The sequence below is a fragment of the Massilia eurypsychrophila genome (genome assembly GCF_002760655.1).
In the GTDB taxonomy this organism is placed as follows: domain Bacteria; phylum Pseudomonadota; class Gammaproteobacteria; order Burkholderiales; family Burkholderiaceae_D; genus JAFCUW01.
In genome coordinates this window covers 1-18,770 of sequence record NZ_PDOC01000011.1, presented here as the reverse complement: position 1 = coordinate 18,770, position 18,770 = coordinate 1, and the positions used below count along the sequence as shown (strand labels likewise).

The 18,770-nt window shown below is 64.2% G+C and carries 20 protein-coding genes; 6 read left to right on the top strand and 14 right to left on the bottom strand.

The features are described from left to right. Window positions 1-243: 243 nt before the first annotated feature. Entirely contained in the window at window positions 244-777 is a 534-nt protein-coding gene (locus CR105_RS17000; protein ID WP_099790315.1) for a GNAT family N-acetyltransferase, read from the bottom strand. A gap of 130 nt (window positions 778-907) precedes the next feature. Then, window positions 908-1,894 (bottom strand): zinc-dependent alcohol dehydrogenase family protein, encoded by a 987-nt coding sequence (locus tag CR105_RS16995; protein WP_099790547.1) that lies wholly within the window; start codon window positions 1,892-1,894, stop codon window positions 908-910. Between the two features lie 174 nt (window positions 1,895-2,068). Here CR105_RS16995 and CR105_RS16990 point away from each other — a divergent pair, with 174 nt between their 5' ends. The 3 genes from CR105_RS16990 to CR105_RS16980 all read left to right on the top strand — a co-directional run bounded on the left by CR105_RS16990 (window position 2,069) and on the right by CR105_RS16980 (window position 6,106). After that, window positions 2,069-4,612 (top strand): cation-translocating P-type ATPase, encoded by a 2,544-nt coding sequence (locus CR105_RS16990; RefSeq protein ID WP_099790545.1) that lies wholly within the window; start codon window positions 2,069-2,071, stop codon window positions 4,610-4,612. Window positions 4,613-4,748: 136 nt separating this feature from the next. Then, complete coding sequence (locus CR105_RS16985) at window positions 4,749-5,525, top strand: ABC transporter ATP-binding protein (RefSeq protein ID WP_099790543.1); 777 nt, start codon at window positions 4,749-4,751, stop codon at window positions 5,523-5,525. Between the two features lie 98 nt (window positions 5,526-5,623). Continuing rightward, window positions 5,624-6,106, top strand: a complete 483-nt coding sequence (locus tag CR105_RS16980; protein ID WP_099790314.1) for a universal stress protein — start codon at window positions 5,624-5,626, stop codon at window positions 6,104-6,106. A 2-nt stretch (window positions 6,107-6,108) separates the two neighbouring features. On the opposite strand, the gene CR105_RS16975 is transcribed toward CR105_RS16980, so the two are convergent. From CR105_RS16975 to CR105_RS16960, 4 genes are all read right to left on the bottom strand, one after another. Next, on the bottom strand, window positions 6,109-6,306 hold the full coding sequence (locus tag CR105_RS16975; protein ID WP_099790313.1) for a hypothetical protein: 198 nt from the start codon (window positions 6,304-6,306) through the stop codon (window positions 6,109-6,111). Continuing rightward, a complete protein-coding gene (locus CR105_RS16970) occupies window positions 6,306-6,671 on the bottom strand; it encodes a hypothetical protein (protein WP_099790312.1) in 366 nt (121 codons plus the stop codon). The genes CR105_RS16975 and CR105_RS16970 overlap by 1 nt, the downstream gene beginning before the upstream one ends. A gap of 129 nt (window positions 6,672-6,800) precedes the next feature. Continuing rightward, window positions 6,801-8,000 (bottom strand): NnrS family protein, encoded by a 1,200-nt coding sequence (locus CR105_RS16965; RefSeq protein ID WP_099790311.1) that lies wholly within the window; start codon window positions 7,998-8,000, stop codon window positions 6,801-6,803. Between the two features lie 93 nt (window positions 8,001-8,093). After that, window positions 8,094-8,558 (bottom strand): RrF2 family transcriptional regulator, encoded by a 465-nt coding sequence (locus tag CR105_RS16960; RefSeq protein ID WP_099790309.1) that lies wholly within the window; start codon window positions 8,556-8,558, stop codon window positions 8,094-8,096. A gap of 147 nt (window positions 8,559-8,705) precedes the next feature. On the opposite strand from CR105_RS16960, the gene CR105_RS16955 reads away from it, so the two are divergent. Beyond that, entirely contained in the window at window positions 8,706-9,089 is a 384-nt protein-coding gene (locus tag CR105_RS16955) for a SirB2 family protein (protein ID WP_099790542.1), read from the top strand. A gap of 93 nt (window positions 9,090-9,182) precedes the next feature. Here the strand turns inward: CR105_RS16955 and CR105_RS16950 are convergent, their stop codons facing one another. Both CR105_RS16950 and CR105_RS16945 read right to left on the bottom strand, forming a co-directional pair. Beyond that, a complete protein-coding gene (locus CR105_RS16950) occupies window positions 9,183-9,812 on the bottom strand; it encodes a helix-turn-helix transcriptional regulator (protein WP_099790307.1) in 630 nt (209 codons plus the stop codon). Window positions 9,813-9,820: 8 nt separating this feature from the next. Continuing rightward, a complete protein-coding gene (locus tag CR105_RS16945) occupies window positions 9,821-10,978 on the bottom strand; it encodes a serine hydrolase domain-containing protein (RefSeq protein ID WP_099790305.1) in 1,158 nt (385 codons plus the stop codon). A 401-nt stretch (window positions 10,979-11,379) separates the two neighbouring features. On the opposite strand from CR105_RS16945, the gene CR105_RS16940 reads away from it, so the two are divergent. After that, window positions 11,380-12,012, top strand: a complete 633-nt coding sequence (locus tag CR105_RS16940; protein ID WP_131021696.1) for an alpha/beta fold hydrolase — start codon at window positions 11,380-11,382, stop codon at window positions 12,010-12,012. Window positions 12,013-12,114: 102 nt separating this feature from the next. Here the strand turns inward: CR105_RS16940 and CR105_RS16935 are convergent, their stop codons facing one another. Further along, entirely contained in the window at window positions 12,115-12,456 is a 342-nt protein-coding gene (locus tag CR105_RS16935) for a hypothetical protein (RefSeq protein ID WP_099790301.1), read from the bottom strand. Window positions 12,457-12,518: 62 nt separating this feature from the next. Here CR105_RS16935 and CR105_RS16930 point away from each other — a divergent pair, with 62 nt between their 5' ends. Continuing rightward, window positions 12,519-13,283 (top strand): HAD family hydrolase, encoded by a 765-nt coding sequence (locus CR105_RS16930; RefSeq protein ID WP_229413981.1) that lies wholly within the window; start codon window positions 12,519-12,521, stop codon window positions 13,281-13,283. 15 nt (window positions 13,284-13,298) lie between these two features. Here CR105_RS16930 and CR105_RS16925 read toward each other — a convergent pair whose 3' ends face one another. The 5 genes from CR105_RS16925 to CR105_RS16905 form a co-directional block, all read right to left on the bottom strand. Further along, entirely contained in the window at window positions 13,299-13,757 is a 459-nt protein-coding gene (locus tag CR105_RS16925; protein WP_099790297.1) for a hypothetical protein, read from the bottom strand. Then, complete coding sequence (locus CR105_RS16920) at window positions 13,754-14,887, bottom strand: MGDG synthase family glycosyltransferase (RefSeq protein ID WP_099790295.1); 1,134 nt, start codon at window positions 14,885-14,887, stop codon at window positions 13,754-13,756. The genes CR105_RS16925 and CR105_RS16920 overlap by 4 nt, the downstream gene beginning before the upstream one ends. Window positions 14,888-14,977: 90 nt before the next feature. Further along, window positions 14,978-15,388 carry a hypothetical protein gene (locus tag CR105_RS29250; RefSeq protein ID WP_131021697.1) on the bottom strand — a complete coding sequence of 137 codons (411 nt, stop codon included), beginning with the start codon at window positions 15,386-15,388 and terminating at the stop codon, window positions 14,978-14,980. A 51-nt stretch (window positions 15,389-15,439) separates the two neighbouring features. Continuing rightward, on the bottom strand, window positions 15,440-18,115 hold the full coding sequence (locus CR105_RS16910; protein WP_099790291.1) for a bifunctional diguanylate cyclase/phosphodiesterase: 2,676 nt from the start codon (window positions 18,113-18,115) through the stop codon (window positions 15,440-15,442). Between the two features lie 256 nt (window positions 18,116-18,371). Then, window positions 18,372-18,770, bottom strand: a 399-nt coding sequence (locus CR105_RS16905; RefSeq protein ID WP_180288225.1) for a type 2 periplasmic-binding domain-containing protein, incomplete at its 5' end; no start/stop codon positions are given.

Here is an 18,770-nt window from a genome sequence, read left to right as displayed (position 1 = left end):
CGGCATCGTCGCGGATTTCGTCCCGCACCGGTGCGTGCCGGATGACGGAGAATCGTGGTGCCGCCGGTTGCGCATGCCGATCGGGCATGCACAGGCGTGGTGCCTGATACGTGCCATCCGCTGCATGAACCGATGCATTAAATCAAACGAAAACTACAAGCTCATGACATCAAAATGGCAACAAGGGCGTGGAGATGCGTGGACCGGCGCGAGGCCGCGCGGTCGGCAGTTGAGGTCAGCTTTTCAGGCGGTTGCGAGCGCGAGGCTCATGACGTGATCATCGTAATCCTTGCCGCCCACATTGAACTTTCGCTCGGCAAGGTTGGCAAAGCCCTGGCGCCGGTAAAAAGCAATGGCAGCGGTGTTGCCGGAATAGACCCCTAGCACAAGGCGCGCTGCCCGTTGGGATTGGGCATGGTCGATGGCCTGCGCCAGCAATTGCTTGCCGGTGCCGCCCCCGTGATAGCGGCTGAGCAGGTAAATCCGTTTGAGCTCGAGATCCTGGCCGATGTCCACCATCGGCAGGTCGGGAGGGGCAATGACCAGATAGCCGACCGGCGCATTACCCGGCGCAATCTCGGCAAGCCAGATAGCGACCTCGGAATCGGCCAGCCAATTGCAGTACTGCGACGCCGAGTGGGCCTTCTGGCAGTGCCCGACGATCGCGGCACCGTCGAGGACGCCCGCGAATGTCTCTAGAAAGGTCGCCTGGCCCACCAGCGCCAGCGCCTCTTCGTCGCCTTCGCGCGCGCGCCGGATGGATATCTCGTTTTTCATTGCTGGGAGGGCCCCCTATGAAGTTTGCCGGATGCTATTGCTGTCGCAACAATAGCAGATCTGCACGGCCGCTAACGCTGCAGGCGCCATGCGGGCCGAATACGTTGCAGCGCGCCGGGCCTGTCCGCGGTCACCCGGGCACCAGCACAGCAGCGCCATCAAAGCTGCCCGCGCGCAGCGCAGCGAGCGCGTCGTTCGCCTGCGGCAGCGGAAACGGCGTGACCTGCGCCGCGAGCTGGTGTCGCGCGGCCAGCGCCAGGAAGCGCTCGCCGTCGGCGCGCGTCAGGTTCGCCACCGAGCGCACGCAGCGCTCGCCCCACAGCAACGCATACGGCAGCGGCGGGATGTCGCTCATGTGGATGCCGGCGCAGACCACGCTGGCGCCTTTGGCGCTGGCCGCCAGCGCCTGGCGCACCAGGGCGCCGTCCGCGGCGAAGATAATCGCCGCATCGAGCAGCGCCGGCGGCGCCTGCTGCGAGTTGCCGGCCCACGCGGCGCCCAGCGAACGGGCGAAGTGCTGCGAACGCAGGTCGCCCGGCCGCGTAAAGGCATACACCGTGCGTCCCGCGTGCACGGCAAGCTGGGTGACCAGGTGCGCCGCGGCGCCGAAGCCGTAGATGCCCAGCGCGCCGTCCGGCGCGGCCATCGCATAGGCGCGGTAGCCGATCAACCCGGCGCACAGCAAGGGCGCCGCGTGCAGGTCGTCGTAGCGCGCCGGCAGCGCAAAGCAGAAGTCCTCATCGGCGGCAGCGTACTCGGCGTAACCGCCGTCGCGGTCGTAGCCGGTAAACACCGGCTGGTCGCACAGGTTTTCGCGATGGCTGAGGCAGTAGCGGCAATGCCGGCAAGTGCTGCCCAGCCACGGCACGCCGACCCGCTGCCCCAGCGCGAAACGCGTCACCGCCCGTCCGGCGTCAACCACGGTGCCGACGATTTCGTGGCCCGGCACCAGCGGGCGCCGATGCGGCGCCAGGTCGCCGTCGACGATGTGCAGGTCGGTGCGGCATACCGCGCAGGCCGATACGCGGATCAGCACGTCGCGCTCGCCGGCAACCGGCAGCGGCAGGCGCGCCGCGCGCAGCGCTTGCCCAGGGCCATCGAAGACCATCGCTGCCATGCTGCCGGGCAACGCTTGCGCTTGCCGATGCCTCCTTCGCCGTCAATGCGCAGCTATCTCAGCGCGTACCACAAACAAAAACGCGGTGCATGATGTGCGTCAAGGAAAGAGCACCGGCAACTACCTACCATCGGAAACTGGGCAAGCCCGCCCATCACTTTCAGGATGTACACAATGGTTGAAACCGGCATGCTTGGCGGCCTCTCCGACGATGAAGCACAACGTATCAGGATGGCGGAGGGTCCGAACAGCCTGCCAGAGAGCGACAAGCGCACCTGGCGCCACATCCTGTTGGACGCCGCCCGCGAACCGATGTTCCTGCTCATCATCGGCGCGGCGGCGCTGTACCTTCTGCTCGGCGAACTGAGCGAAGGCCTGTTCCTGTGCCTGATGGTCGGCGTCACGCTGGGGCTGACGCTGTACCAGGAAGGCAAGAGCGAGCGCGCGCTCGACGCCTTGCGTGACCTGAGCAGCCCGCGCGCGACGGTCATTCGCAACGGCAAGCGGGCCGGCATCGACAGCCGCGAGCTGGTGCGCGGCGACCTGGTCGTGCTGGCGGAGGGCGACCGCGTGCCGGCCGACGCTGTGCTGGTCGAAGGCAACGGCCTGCAGGCCGACGAATCGCTGCTCACCGGCGAATCGGTGCCGGTGATGAAAGCGGCGCTGGCCGGCGCCGGCGCCGCCACCGAATCGGCACGGCTGTTCTCAGGCACGCTGGTGGTACAGGGCCACGGCATCGCCAGGGTCGACGCGACCGGGGCAAACAGCCAGATCGGCCGCATCGGCGCCTCGCTGCGCGACGTCGTGCGCGAACGCTCGCCGCTGACGCGCGAAACGGCCAAGCTGGCGACGCTGTTTGCCATGCTCGGCATCGGCATGAGCCTGGCGCTGGTCCTGGTGTACGGCCTGACCCGGGGCGACTGGCTGCAGGCCCTGCTGGCCGGCATCGCGCTGGCGATGTCGATGTTGCCGGAAGAGTTTCCCGTGGTGCTGACCGTGTTTCCAGCGCTCGGCGCATGGCGCCTGGCGCGCCAGAACGTGTTGACGCGTCGCCTGCCAGCGATCGAAACGCTCGGCGCCGTCTCGGTGCTGTGCGTCGACAAGACCGGCACGCTGACTGAAAACCAGATGACCGTCGCAGCCCTGTATGTCGAGGATCAACACCAGGAGCTGGCGAGCGGGCAACCCGAACTGCCCGCGCCGTTTCGGCGCCTCGCCGAGTTTTCGATCCTTGCCAGCGCGGTGCGTCCCAGCGATCCGATGGAACTGGCATTTCACCGCCTCGGCGACAGCGCGCTGCAAGGTACAGCGCAGTTGCACCCGGACTGGACGCTGGTGCGCGAGTACGGCATCACCCCCGATCGACGCGCCCTGACCCACGTGTGGCAGGCGGGCAAGGCCGGCGCCTGCGTGGTCGCCGCCAAGGGCGCGCCGGAAAGCATCGCCGCCTTTTGCCGTCTCGACGAAGCGCAGCGAAGCAAGGTGCTGGCCGCGGCCGACGCGATGGCGCAGCGCGGCCTGCGCGTGCTGGCGGTGGCAAGCGCGCAGATCGATGCGGACAGCTTGCCGGACGATCCGCACGGCTTCGCATGGGAGCTGATCGGCCTGGCCGGACTGGCCGACCCGTTGCGCGCGGACATCCCGGCGGCGGTGGCCGAGTGCCGCGCCGCCGGCATCCGCGTGGTCATGATCACCGGCGACTATCCCGCCACGGCGCGCTCCATCGCGCTGCAAGCCGGCCTGCCGGATGGCGTGCCGCTCACCGGCGACGAGGTGGCGGCGATGGACGACGCCGCCCTGCTGGCTCGCTTGCCCGGCACCAGCGTGTGCGCGCGCATTTCGCCGGCGCAGAAACTGCGCATCGTGCAGGCGCTCAAACAGGGCGGCGCGGTGGTGGCGATGAACGGCGACGGCGTCAACGACGCGCCGGCGCTGAAGGCGGCCCACGTCGGCATCGCCATGGGCAAGCGCGGCACCGACGTCGCGCGCGAAGCGGCCGCCATCGTGCTGCTCGACGACCGCTTCACGTCGATCGTCCACGCCATCGCCGCGGGACGGCGCATCTACAGCAATCTGCAGAAGGCGATGACCTACATCGTGTCGATGCATGCGCCGATCGCCGGCATGGCGCTGCTGCCCGTGCTGATGGGATGGCCACCGCTGCTGTACCCGATGCACATCGTTTTCCTCGAACTGATCATCGATCCGGCCTGCTCGCTGGTATTCGAAAACGAGGCGGCCGAACCGGACCAGATGCGCCGCCCGCCGCGCGGCCCGGATGCCGCGCTGTTCGGCCGGCGCAGCATTGCAGTGGCGATGGCGCAGGGATCGGTGGTGCTGCTGCTGGTGCTCGCCGCTTATGCCTGGAGCCTGGCCAACTTGCCGGAAGCGCAGGCGCGCGCGTTCGGCTTTGCCAGCCTGGTGCTGTCGAACCTGGCACTCATTTTTGCCAACCGTTCCAGTTCGCTTGGCGTGATTGCTTCGCTGCGCACGCCGAACCGGCTCGTCTGGATCGTCGCCGGCGCCGCGCTCGGCCTGCTGTTGCTGGTGCTCTACGTGCCGTGGCTGGCGGCGATCTTCCGCTTTCAGGCGTTGACGCTGGCCCAGTTCGCAGCAGCGATCGGGGTCAGCACCGTCGGGTTGTTCGCGCTGTCGATGCTGAAACCGGCGTTCCGCGCGCTGCCGTGGCGCCACGCCGGCGCTGGCAAGCTGCGCTGAACTAACGAATGGGCCGCGACGTGGCGGGCGATTGTCGCTGCGCCGGCACTGAACAATCGCGCGCCGCCGCGGTCAAACCATAAGGGCAATCATGCCGGCGGCGCCGGCCGCACAGTCATCGATCGAGGCACCCGGCATGGCCATCCCGGCAAGCGACAGCGCCGCCCACGTAGTGTTCGAGGCGCACGGCCTGACCAAGACGTACCAGATGGGCGAGGTCGTGGTGCAGGCGCTGCGCGGCGTTGACCTGGTGCTGTACGACGGCGAATTCGTCGTGCTGCTGGGCCCGTCCGGCAGCGGCAAGTCGACGCTGCTCAACATTCTCGGCGGGATCGACGCGCCGTCGGCCGGCACGCTGCGCTTCGATGGCCAGGCCATGCAGCTCGACGACGATGCCGCCATGACGCACTACCGGCGCCGGGTGGTCGGCTTCGTGTTCCAGTTCTACAATCTGATCCCGAGCCTGACGGCGCGCGAAAACGTCGCCCTGGTGACCGACATCGCCGACGATCCGCTGGCGCCCGAGACGGCGCTGGCCCTGGTCGGCCTGGCCGGGCGCATGGACCATTTCCCGGCGCAGATGTCGGGCGGCGAACAGCAGCGCGTGTCGATCGCGCGCGCCGTCGCCAAGCGCCCGCGCGTGCTGCTGTGCGACGAGCCGACCGGCGCGCTCGACATCGTCTGGGAAAGCGGCGACGTGCTGCAGATGCCGGCCAGCGCGCTGTTTCGCGACGGCGCCGGCTGGGCAGCGTATGTCGTCGATGCCGGGCGCGCACGCAAGCGCGCAGTGCGCCCGGGTGCCGGCAACGGCCTGCACACGCAGGTGCTGTCCGGCGTGGCTGCCGGCGAGCGCGTCATCATGCATCCGGATGACCGGGTGCGCGATGGCGTGCGCGTCGAGAGCAGCCGCTAGGGCCCGGCGACCGGCGGCGCCGGCTGACGCCACACGACATGCGTCAAGCGCGCGGGCACGCCCGGCGCACGGAATGGAACCAACAGGAGGAGCATGACATGTATACGAAAATCTTGGTGCCGACGGACGGATCCGGCATGTCCGACCAGGCCGTGACAGCCGCCATTGCTTTCGCGCGCGCGTGCGGCGCCAGTATTGTCGCGCTTTCGGTGGTCGAGCCGTATTCGCTGGTGGGCACCGAAGGCCCGATGACGCTCGACCTGAACGCCGAGCTGAACCAGCTGCAACTGGCAGCGCGCCAGAACGTCGACCGCGTCGCGCAGCAAGCGCAGGCAGCCGGCCTTGCTTGCGACACCGTGACGAGCTACTCGGCGATGCCGCATGACGAAATCATTCAGGTGGCACAGCAAAAGCAGTGCGACCTTATCTTCATGGCATCGCACGGCAAGCGCGGCATGGGGCGCCTGGTCACCGGCAGCGTGACGCAAAACGTGCTGGCGCACTCGACGATTCCGGTATTGGTCTTGCGCCCGCAAGTGGTGCACCGCAGTGCGGCGACGCCGGCGCCGGCATCACCCTGAGCTCACCATTGGTGGAATAGCACTGCGACAACGAACACAAGCACTATCGCGCCCGCGATGTACAACATATACCTCGCTGCGGTGGCCAGCAGGATGTAGGCGCGGTCGGACTCCTTGCTGGGGTTGCCGCGGCGGCGCGCGCGTCCCACCACCAGCGCGTACGCAATGAAGGCGAAGCCGAACATGAGCACGAACTTCATCAGCTGCTGCGCGCCAGCCAGGCTGCGGTGGCGATGACGATGGCGATCACGCTGACGGCGCCAGTGGCGATGGCCTGGTACAGCGCGCGCTTGCGCAGCATGTCGATGCGGGCAACGAGCTGCGCGTTCTGCTGTGCCAGTGTCGTGATCACTTCGGAAGCGGCCAGCATTTGCGCATGCAGGTCGGCCAGCGCCGTCTCGGCGTGTTCCAGCCGGGCAACCATCGGGTCGGGCGCGTGCACGGCGCCGTCGACGTCGTTTACCACATCGGGCCCGGGGCTCTTTTTCCCAACCGAATCCCACAGCCTGCGCGCGGTGCTCGCCACTTCCGGCGCGGCCTTGATGACGTCGCCCCACGGGACCATCCTTAACATTCCTACCCAGCCGACTGCCATAATTCCCCCAGATCCCACGCAAAATTTGCAAGGAATGATACACCGGGGAGCGCCGCGAGGCTTGTCCTTGAATCACCGGCGCGACAATCCGTCGAATGACTAGCCTTCCTTGCCGTCGATGCGGGCCTGCCACAGGAAGCGGCCGTACACCATCACAAACAGCGAAAACGCCAGCGACCAGGCCAGCGCCGCGCCAACCAGACTGATCTCGCGCGCCCCGGCCGGGCCCAGCGCGGCGAACAGCCGCGCCACGGCGCCCAGTTGAATCAGCCAGAACATCGACGTTTCGGCGGCGCCGGCCAGCAGCGGCCGCCCGGTGTGGCCAAGCGTGGTGCGCGTCATCATGCCGATGATCAGTCCGGCCATCGATCCGACCGCCAGCGCGTGGAACGCCGCGCTCGGCGTGACCATGTGCAGCTCGGCCAGCGCCAGCAGGAAAAACCCGACCGGTATCCACGCGTACGACAGGTGCAGGATCCACACCAGCGGCACTGCCAGCGTGCGCTGCGGGTGCCAGCCTGCCAGCCGCAGCAAGCTCGCGCAGCCGGCGGCCACCGCAAAGCCGGCAAACGCGGCCGGCGGCAACGGCAGCAGCCAGACGACGATGGCGGCCAGCGTCAGGCCAAGCGCGATCTTGTCGCGTTTCGGGTTGACCAGCGGCGCGCTGCCCGGCACGCCGTTGCGGGTAAACATCGGGATCACGCGCGCGCCGATCACCGATTCGATCAGCACGACGATCAGGATCGCCGCCTGCACCGGTGTGGCCGGCGACAGCACGATCCATCCCAGCATGGCGGCGTGGTACAGCGCATTGGCAATTGTCAGCAGCACCAGCAGCAGCGGCAGGAACTGGTTGCGCTTGTTGCCGGCGCGGCGCAGCACCCGGAACAGCAGCCAGGCGGTCAGCGGCAGGAAGGCGATGTCAATCAGCGCGCCGAGCAGCGGCGGAGCGGCCAGCAGTCCCACCCGTCCGGCCACCCACAGCGCGGCAAGCGCGGCGAGCTGGCCGCCGCGCGCGGTCCACAGGCCCGTCCAGGCCCGCACCGCCGTCAGCAGGAAGCCGGCGATGACGGCCACCGCCATGCCGAACACCATCTCGTGCATGTGCCAGGCCAGCCCCACCCGCTGCCAGCCGATATAGCCAAAGTACTGCGCCACCCAGACCGGCACCGCGACGGCGGCAAACACGGCGGCGAGCAGGTAAAACGGCCGGAAGCCCAGCGCCCAGAAGGGATGGGCAAACGGCGACGCCACCTTGCCGGCGGCCGGGACGGGCTCTTCGATGGTGGACAGGCTCATGGCGCACTCGCATTTATAAGAAGTATTTCATATACTACTTTCAATGCCGGCTTTGCGCAAGGGCGGCGCGGCAATGCGTTTGGCGGGGTTTGCCTAGTTCGGCAGCGGAGCGCGCGGATACATGCGCACCGGACTGGTTTTTGGCTTCGGCGGCGCCAGGCCGACGAGCATGTCGGCCAGGGTCACGCCGTCGAGCACTTTCAGGTAGGCCGCGGTGGCCGCGCCCAGCACGCCCTTCAGCGAGCACGCGGGCGAATAGGCGCAGCCGACGTGGTTGGGGTCGAAGCAGACGGCCATGTAGAAATCGGTCTCGGTACTGCGCACCACTGCGCCGATGTTGATGTCGGCCGGCTCGCGCTTGAGGCGCAGGCCGCCATTGCGCCCGCGCACCGTGTCGACGATGCCGTTGACGCCCAGCTGGTGCACCACCTTCATCAGGTGATTCTTCGAAATGCCGTGCAGGTCGGCGATGTCCTGGATGGTCACCAGGCGATCGCGGTTCACGCCGAGGAAAATCAGCGTGCGCAAGGCGTAATCAGTATAGGAGGTCAGTCTCATGGCAAATCTCGTGCAGGCGTGGCACCGATACGGATGGATCGTTAAACAGTATACATTTTTATCCGGCGGCGATGCGGCGCCGCTCCAAAAACGGCCGGACTCGGCTATATTAAGCCCCCGGCGACTGTTTTGATCAAGAAGGCACCTTTGGACTATTTGACCCTGAAGCATTTCCACATGGGCTGCGCTGCCGTTAGCGGCAGCCTGTTTTTGCTGCGCGGCGTGTGGATGCTGCGCGACCCGGCGCTGCTGCAACAGCGCTGGGTGCGGATCGCGCCGCATGTGGTCGACACGTTGCTGCTGGCCAGCGCCATCACGCTGGCCGTGTGGAGCAGCCAGTACCCGCTTGCGCAAAACTGGCTGAGCGCGAAAGTGATCGCCCTGCTCGTCTACATCGTGCTCGGCACCATCGCCCTTAAGCGCGGGCGCACAAGGACGGTGCGCATGGCGGCCTTCGTCGGCGCGCTCGCCACGTTCGGCTATATCGTCGCGGTTGCCGTCACCAGGCAACCGATGCCGCTGGGCGCCTGACGACACTTCGCGAAGCGTCAATGATCGGACTCGTACGTATTTCGGCAAGCGTAACCGCTCGTTCCGATCCCCGCGACCACGATTGAGGTTCTCTCACGCTGCATCCTTGTACACAGTGGCCCGCGACACCCCGAGATGCTGGGCCACCGTTTCCATGCTGCGCCTCACCTCCAACAAACCGAGCCCCTTCAACTCGCGCATCATCAAACGCCTTTCCTCCGCCTTCAACGCGCGCGGCGTGGTTGCGCAACTGGCGGCGAATTGGTCGATGTGCTGTCGAATCGCCTCCGTTCCTGAAGGAGCCAGCGATTCCTCCACCCCACTCTGGTCATGAATGTGTACAAATTGCTGCATCACCTGCTGCATGCTGCGAAAGGGGGTCAAATCCATATTCAGGCATAAGGCGGCCACGTACTTCCCCCCTGAATCCTTGATTCCGATGGAAGTGCTCTTGACCTGGCGTCCGTCTGCAAACTGGTTGGCGTAGCTGGCCAGGACCTGTGGAAAGCTCGGGTCGGCAATGCGCGCCAGCCCCAGTTCAGTGGCTTCCTGCCCAATCGCGCGACCGGACAAGTTATTCTGTATCGCGACGATTGCGTGCGACGGGTCGAGCAAGTCGTGCACGACCACTTCGCAAAACGGCGCAAACGCTTTACCAAGTCCGATCGCGATCTGTTCCATCTGTTCCAATAGTGCGCGCTGCTCGGGAGTGCGTTTGATCATGAGGGCACCTAAGGTAGCGAGGTTGTCATTTTTGTTCCAACGTCTCCAATCGGTAACTCCAGCAATTCGCGTTCCAGCGCAGCCAGGGCAACCCCGACCTGCGTGCCGGTGTTCACATCGCTTTGGTTCACGACGATCACAATGCCAATACCCCGCGCCGGCAGGATTTTGACGATACTCGACGTCCCGTTTGAGCCACCATCCTTGACATAATTCCAGCCGGCGCTGTTCTTTTCAGTCTCCCAAAAGTACGCCATCTGCCCGTCAGGATCGATCAGGCGCTGCGATTCCAGCACGGCCCGATGACGGCTTGCCAGTTCAAACGTGGCGAAGGAAATCAGATCCCCCATCGTCGATTTCAGGAATTTCGAAGCGCCCCACAGATTGCTGGAGAGCGGGTCCATTCCGCGACCATCGGCGTTGTAACCGGTCGCCAGCCGCTGTCCCGGCGCGAGGCGCAGGCGCGTTGCGGTCATTCCGGCCGGTCCAAGCACGAATTCCTGTAACAGACTGTCGTAACTCTTGCCGTAGACCTTTTCCAATATCGCCGCGCACAGTTCCGGTCCCAACGCGCCATATTTGAAGCGTGTACCCGGCAAGGCCGTCACGCTCGCCGCAGCAAGTTCTTTGAAGAAGTCATTCTTTGTGTAGCGTCCGTCAAGCAAATTCTTTTGCGCGATGAAGTCGTGCGGGGGAAAATTCAGGCGAATGTCCCTCGTATCGGGGAACGGAACATCAATACCCGTCTTGTGCGTCAGCAGGTTCCTGATCCGGATCGGCTGTCCCTTGAACTGCAGATTAGGATAATCGCCTTCCAGATATTTGCGCATATCGTCATCCAATGCAATCTTCCCATCCACTACCGCCAAGGCGACCAGGGAGCCAGCGAACACTTTGCTGATTGAGCCGATTTCGAACAAGGTCGCGTCGTTTGCTTGCACATTGCGCGCATCGTGATTTGCGTAATGGCCAGAGAACGTTTTGCCATCGAACACCACGCCGATGGAGACCGAGCCGGCGCCCGTCGTGCTGCGCAGAGTGTGCGCAACGCGTTCCATCGACTGCAACTGCAGCGAAGGCGCCGTTGTGCCTGCGGTGGACAGTGATGCAGCGCATGACAATAGAGCGGCTGACACCAACAATTCAAGCATGTGCTTCTTAGTCATTGATCATCCAGTTTGCCAAGTAAAAACATAAATCAAGTAGCACAATGGCACTATGCGAGACATAATATCTATAAATAGATATTTTGTCAAATCGACGTTGCTCACCTTGCCGAGATTCATAGACTGCGAGCCATTCGGTTCGAAACACGAGCCGCTAAAGTTGATGGCCAATCATTTCCAGCCTCACTAAACAGCGGGCGCGTTTACAATTGGGAAATTGACCTGGACTAGCGAGAATTGATGAGAATAATATGCGTATTAGTTAGGTGTTTTGCTCGCAGTGCTAGCCCCATTCGGTACTAGCCAAGCGCAGAGTACAGACGGTCCGACGTCACGAAATGTGCCGGTTGACGTTGAAACTGAATGATTCCCCTACCCAACCCTCAGTTGAGCAAATGGAAATGGATACTGTTCAGGTCATCCAGTTCCTCAGGAAGCAGTTGAAGCACGATAAAGTGTATTTGCTCGGCAGTTCCTGGGGCAACGTGCTTGGTTTTCATATCGTTAGAATTCATCCGGAACTTCTGCACGCGTACTTCGCTGCCAATCCCGTCATCAGCCAGTTGGCTAGCGAAAAGGAATTGCTAGGCGCGTTGAAAGCTCACTTTAAAGACAATGCTGTTGCAAGCGACGAGCTTGCCAAGATCAGCATTCCCTTCAAGATCGACGAAGACATGTTTTATCCGAGAAAGTGGCGTTTCCATAAAGATGGCAAAGAATTTGCCCTGAGTAGCGACTTCAAAAACGGATTTCTCGCGTGGTCCAAAACATGGTCGCCCGTGTGGAACGAAGTCATGAGCATCGACCTACCCAAGACATTGAAAAAGGTTTCCGTGCCGGTATTTTTTTTGGTCGGCAAAAATGATATTCAAACGTCCACAGGCATCGCGCAGGCGTACTTCATGGAATTGAAGGCCCCGCGAAAAGCCCTGTTTTTGTTCGAAAAATCTGGACATCAAATACATCAAGACGAGCCAGAGAGGTTTCAGAACGCGATTGTCGAGACACTGGGCGCGCTGCCATCTGACAGCTGAACAGAAGGCGGACAGCGCCAGCGGCGTTAGCCCAACTTGAGACGCCATGATTACCAGGCTGAGGGCGCAGCGCGCCTCTTGACGAAACGATTGCAGCGCGCTTTAAAGTAGTGTCAGCGCCAATCCAAAATACCATACGAGCGGAGCCGCCAGCATAAACCAGACGCTTATCCTGATGATTTTTGAGGCGGTCGCGCGTATTCCAGCGTTTCGTCTGGCCACCACTGCCGACCATATCAAACTTCCACCACCTAGCAGCAACGCGAAGGCATAAGTGACAATGAGCACGCCGATCATCAGAAATGCATCGGATCCGCCCATTTGCCCTTTGTGCTGTTGAGCATAAACGATTCCCGATACTATCCAGCTGATGCCGAGAACCAGCGGTAATATCCCTACCAGCATGAGGATGTTTGCGATGCGAAGTTTGCGCTGAAGTGTCATGACGGAAATTCTACAGTGAACTCAGCAGCGAAAATGCACACATCTCCACACCTGCGCACTATTTGGCCGACCCCATGTCATCAACCTGTCATGCGCAGTCTCCAGAATGGCCAGATCACGCAGCCGGCCCTGAGGAAATCATGTTCCAGAATAAGCGACTCATCATCCTCGATGCGGACGGAACCACCATCGATGCCTACCCGGCGATCGAACAGGCGTTCGCGCTCAACGGCATGACGCTCGGCGCGGAAAAGAGCTTTCAAAAGCGCCACCATCTCTTCAAGTACCTGGGCGGCCTGAAGGAATTCCCGTCGATTATCAAGAAAAACATGCGCCAGCGCGGCCGCAAGAAAATCGTCGCGTCGCTCACCGAAGTGTACCGCTCAGAGGCCAGCCTTTATCCGGGGATCGCCGACCTGATCAAATCGCTGATCGCGGCGCCTGATGTCGTCGTCGGCCTCGTCACCCGCAACGTCACCAACGAGCCGCTCGAAACGCTGCGCCTGCTGTTCGCGCGCCACGACATCGATGTCGGCGAATTCGATTTCTTTGACCACGTCCCGCTCAGCCAGGGCAAGACGGCGCAATTCCGGCTCACGCGCGAGCGCTTCGACGTCAACCCCGCCCGCGCCTACGTGTGCGGCGACGAATTCAAGGATTATCACGCGGCCATCAGCACCGGCATGCACCCGTTCATGGTGTCATACGGCTTCGAGGATCACGACCGGCTGACCGAGAAATTCGCGGTGCCGCGGGAAGTTATTGCGCGCACGTCGACGGAACTGTGCGTGCGCGTAAGCCACGCGCTCGATCTGCCATTCGCCTGAAGCGCCCACCGCTCACTACGAATACGCGAACAGCGCCGCGCTGGCGCTGGAAAAAATCCAGTAGTCGACCGGCGCGCCGCACACCCAGTGCTTATGCCAGGGCACGAACCGGGCGCGAAAGCGGCGCAATCCGAACGCCGGATTGATGATGAACCAGAGGAAGTCCTCGGCAATCCAGAACAGCATGATTGCCGCAAGAATGCGCGCTTCCATTTGCCAGGACCACGCCGCCGTAAAGAAGATCGGGGCGTGAAAGCTGAGCGCGATGAACGGGAATACCCAGGCATGGTAGCCGGTCATCGCGCGCCCGCCCCACAAAATATCGAGCAGCCAGTGCGATTCGATCCGCCATGTCGGCAGATTCGCCGCCCAGCCCGCATCGCCTTCGATATGAATCTCCACCTTGGCGAAAAAATAGGCGAGGACCACGACAAACCCCACCGTCAGCGCCAACTGCAATCCTTGCGGCGTCATGCGTGCAACTTCGCCATGACCGTGTCGAGCACCGCGCGCGCAGCTTCCGGACGGCCCAGCGCCCTCGCCTTGCTGCGCATGTCCTCGAGCTTGGCCGGATGCCCCATCAAATATCGGATCCGATATTCCAGGGTCACCATGTCGAAGGCTTTCAGCGCCACGCCGCGCTCGAGCAGGTAATTGGCGTTGTGCTCTTCCTGGCCGGGAATCGGTGCGATGACGATCATCGGCAAGCCCATCGCCAGCGACTCGGCCGTCGTCAGTCCGCCCGGTTTGGTCACGACCAGGTCGGAGCAGGCCATCAGCCGCTCGATATGGCCGGTGTAGCCATGCGGCGTCAGCCTGCCCGGATGGCGCGCCGCCAGCTCGCGCAGCGCGGCCAGCGTCGATGCGCTTTTTCCGGCCAGCGCAATGATCTGAAAATTGATGTGCAGCGCCAGCAGGCGTTCGGCGATCTGAATCACGCTGCCCAAGCCTGTCCCGCCCCCCATCAGCAGCACCGTCATCATCTGCGGCTGGATCTGCAGCGCGCGCGCGCAGCCGCGGCGGTCGAACTGGTGCGAGAACGCCGGCATGATGGGAATGCCGGTGACGTGGATCGCCGCGGCGGCGATGCCGCGTTCGCGCAGCCGGAAGGCGACTTCATCGTTTGGCGCGAAATAGCCGGCGATATGGTCGTGCACCCACATCTGGTGCAGGTCGAAGTCCGTCACCTGCACCCAGACCGGACAAGCGAGGGCGCCGCTGCCGCACAGCGGCGACAGCATCTCCGCTGGCAGGAAGTGGGTGCAGATGATCAGGTCCGGCCGGCGCTGCGCCACTTCGCGCAGCAAGGCCCGGCTGCTGATGCGCTCGGCCCAGCGCCGGATCTTGTGCGCCCGGCCGCGCGGCCTGGCGCGATCGGTGGCGCGGTACAGGCGGCTCCACAGCCCCGGCGCCCGCCCGACGAGCAGATTGTAGACATCGGTATAGATCGCCCGCAGCAGCGGCGTGACAAACTGCAGGACGTCGAGGTGGACCGCCTCCAGCTCGCCGCCGGCCATCGCCGCATGCACGCGCAGCGCTTCGGCCGCGCGGGTGTGGCCAGTGCCGGCCGAGGCGCTCAGCATCAAGATTGTGGTTGGGGTCATGTCTGCCTGGTGAGGAGAAAGCCGCTCGATTCTAGCTGGCCGCGGTGACAGACCGATGACATCGCCACCGCGCATTCCGTCCATGCAGGCTTACTTCTTGCGCTTCTTCACCGGCGCGTTCTTGCGCCCGGCTCGCATCGATGGCAGCACCGCCGCTTCCAGCGCCGTATCGGGCAGATACTTCAGCAACTGCAGGCCGGCCGTCAACAGCTCGCCCTTCTTGACGTTCATGCCGAACTCAAGGCATCGTTTCTTCAGTTCGACCAGCAGGACGATCTGGCTTTCGGGCAGGGCAAAACTGGTCCGGATCCGCTTTTCGTGGAGCTTGCGTTTGGGGGCGGCCGCGACGGCGGCCGGCGCTGCGGCTGGCGTCGCCGCTGGCTTTGGGGCCAGCTTCACCACCGTTTTAGCGGCGGCGCGGCGCCGTGCCGGTGCTGCAGGTGTGGCGGCCTCTGTCGGTGCTGCCGGCGTCGCCGCCGGCTTGCGTGTTGAAGCTGTCATCTTGTCGTCTCCTGAAGGCATTGCGTTAAAAATTATTCCTGAGTTGCAGCATCAGGCATCCATCGTCTCGACCGGTTGCAGCAGGAAGCGCCGCTCCATCATCACTTGCATGTCGTCGGCCGGCATTGGCCGCGCAATGAAGTAGCCTTGCACCTCGTTGCACTTGAGCGCACGCAGAATATCGAGCTGCTGTTCAGTTTCGACGCCTTCGGCCACGACCGACATTTCCAGCGCATGCGCCATCGACACGATCGCCTGGAAGAACACCCGCCCTTCGCGCGACGTGCCCAGTTCGGCGGTGAACGCGCGGTCGACCTTGAGCACGTCCATGCGCAGGCGCTGCAGCTGCGACAGCGACGAATAGCCGGTACCGAAATCGTCGACGTGCAGCTTGACGCCGAGCGAGCGGATGGCGGCCAGTTCGGCGATGATTTCATCTTGGTCGCCCATCATGGCCGACTCGGTAATTTCCACCTCCAGCAGCGCGGCTGCGACGCCATGGCGGTGCAGCGCGGCCGTCAGCTGATGCTTGACGCCGCCGCGCTTGAACTGCTTGGGCGACACGTTGATCGACACCGGCACGACGCGCGCGCCGGCGCGCTGCCACGCGGCGAGCTGGGCGCACGCCATGTCGATCACCATTTCGCCGATGCGCAGGATCAGGCCGCTCGCTTCGGCCAGCGGAATGAACTCGGCCGGCGAGACCATGCCCAGCGCCGGATGGCGCCAGCGCAGCAGCGCTTCCATGCTGAGCAATTCGCCGGTGTGGGTGTCGACGCGCGGCTGGTAGTACAAGGTGAACTGCTCGCGCTCGATCGCTTCGAGCAGGCCGTGCTTGAGGCGCGCCTTGCTTTTCAGCGTGGCCGACAGCGCCGGATCGAAAAAGCGGAACTGCCCCTTGCCGTCGCTCTTGCCGGCGTACATCGCTATGTCGCTGTGTTTGATGAGCGTCTCGGCATCGGCGCCGTCGCGTGGGAAGACGCTGATGCCGACCGAAGCGCCAACCGCCTGCGCATCGTCGGCAATGGCGAACGGATCGTTGAACGCGGCGACGATGCGCGCGGCAATCGCCGCCACCTGCGGATCGCCATCGTACGGGTCGAGCAACACGATGAATTCGTCGCCGCCGAAGCGCACTACGTGGTCGGTCGGGCGCAGCAAGGCCGACAGGCGCCGCCCGGCTGCCTGCAGCAGCTGGTCGCCGACCGCGTGGCCTTGTGAATCGTTGACCTGCTTGAATTCATCGAGGTCGATGAACAGGATGGCGAACCCGGTGCCGGATGCGCGCGCCTTGTCGATGGCGCGCGGCATGAATTCGAGCATCCAGTGGCGGTTCGGCAGGCCGGTGAGGCTGTCTTCATTGGCCAGTCGTTCGAGCTGCGCTTCGTGCGCCTTGCGCTCGCTGACGTCCTGCAAGGTCACCGCCAGGCCGTTGCCGACCCGCACGATGCGGCGGTGGCCCCAGCGGATGTTGAGCCGATTGTCGCTCGGCATGCGGCGGTCGTCTTCATGGAAGCCGTGCTCCATCGCCTTGCGGTAGGTCGACAGCAGCTGCTCGCCGAACAAGCCGCTGTCGATCAGCGACAGGCGCGTGCCCACCAGTTCGTCGCGCTGCATGCCATAGAAGAACGCGCCGCGCTCGTTGCAGTCGACGATGCGAAAGTCGACGATCCTGCCCTGGCGGTCGCGCATCGCCGCGACCATGTAGAAGCCGTCGTTGGCGCTTTCGGTCGCGGTACGGTAGGCATTGCGCACTTCGTCCTGCTCGCGCAGGCGCGCGGCCGCGCGGGCCGAGAACGCGGCGGCCAGGGAGCCGACCAGCAGCAGGCACACGCTGGCCAGGATCGCCGTGGTGCGCCCCTCCTGCCAGTACAGCTGGGCGCCGGCGACGGCGTCGCGGTGCGACAGGCCGACCAGCGCCACCAGCGGATAGGCGCTCGACTGGCGCCAGCCGAGCACGCGCCCGATGCCGTCGGCAAAGCCGGCGTCGCCTTGCACCAGCTGCACGCCGCTGGCGCCGCGCCAGGTGGCGGCGCTGTGCGGCAGGATCGAGGCGGCGCCGCCGTCGGCCATGGTGCCGTCGCCGCGCTGCTCGATGCGCAGCCGCGTGTCGGCGCCCACCAGCGCGACGATGCCGTGCTCGCCCAGCGCGGCCGGGCCGACAAACGACGTGAAGTAGCGCGCATCGACAACCAGCACCACGACGCCGTCGAAGCCGTCGTCGGCGGTGTCGAGACGGCGCGTAAACAGCACCACTTCCTGGCTGTAGGCCAGTTCGCCCGGCAACACGCCGACTCTGAGCGCGCTTGAAATGTTGTCGCGGTGATGGGCGAACAGGCGCGTGTGCGCCAGGTTCGGCGCGCCGGTGGCAGCCTGCGTCGAGGAGCGCACCACGCCCTGGCGGTCGACGATGCTGACAGCGACGTAGGCGCTGTCGGTAAACATGCCGTCGCGCTTGAGGTCTTCGATCAGGCGCGGGTTGCGCGAGTGCTCCCAGCTGTGCTTGAGCTGCATGGTGACCTGGTCCATCTGGCCGACCGAGCGGGTGACGTATTGTTCGTACGCCTTGGCATAGGCGCCCGCATCTTTGGTGACGGCGGCGTTGGCGCGTTCCCATTCGACGTTGGCGCGGGCGATGGTAAGCGACCAGATGGTGGCGCAGGCGAGCAGCGCGAGCAGCGGCCACAGCAGGCTGCCGAGCAGGCGCGCGGTGCGCTTCGCCATCATCGACACGGAGATCCTGGGAGGTGCCGGTGCGTCGGCGGACAGGATGGTTTTCACGGTATGGTGGGCCCAAGGATTGCAGTTAGCGCACGGTTGATTCCCGTACGCAACTAGCATTTTGCAGGGCAAATGCTTCAGGATAATGACATGGTGATATGACGAAGCGGGGACCCTGCTGAGCATGCACACAGTGCCGACTCAGCATGGGTCCCCGCTTGCAACCATGGCGCGCGGAGTCTCCGCGCGCCAGCCGCTTCGATTAATACACCGCTTTGCCCGACGTGTCCTTCAGTTGCGCTTTCCAGGCGCCTTGCACCTGCGTCACGACCGACGGCGGCATCGGGACGTAGTCCAGTTCAGCGGCTGCAGCGCCGCCGTTCTTGTAGGCCCAGTCGAAGAACTTGAGCACTTCCTTGCCCTTGACGGCGTCGGCCTGGGTCTTGTGCATCAGGATGTACGACGCGCCGGTGATCGGCCAGGCAGCCTTGCCGGACATGTCGGTGAGGACCACGCCGAAGCCAGGCGTCTTGCTCCACTCGGCGTTGGCGGCGGCGGCCTTGAAGTTCTCGTCGTCCGGCTGCAGGAACACGCCGTCCTTGTTTTTCAGCTGGGTGTGCGACATCTTGTTGCGCTTGGCGAACGCCCACTCGACGTAGCC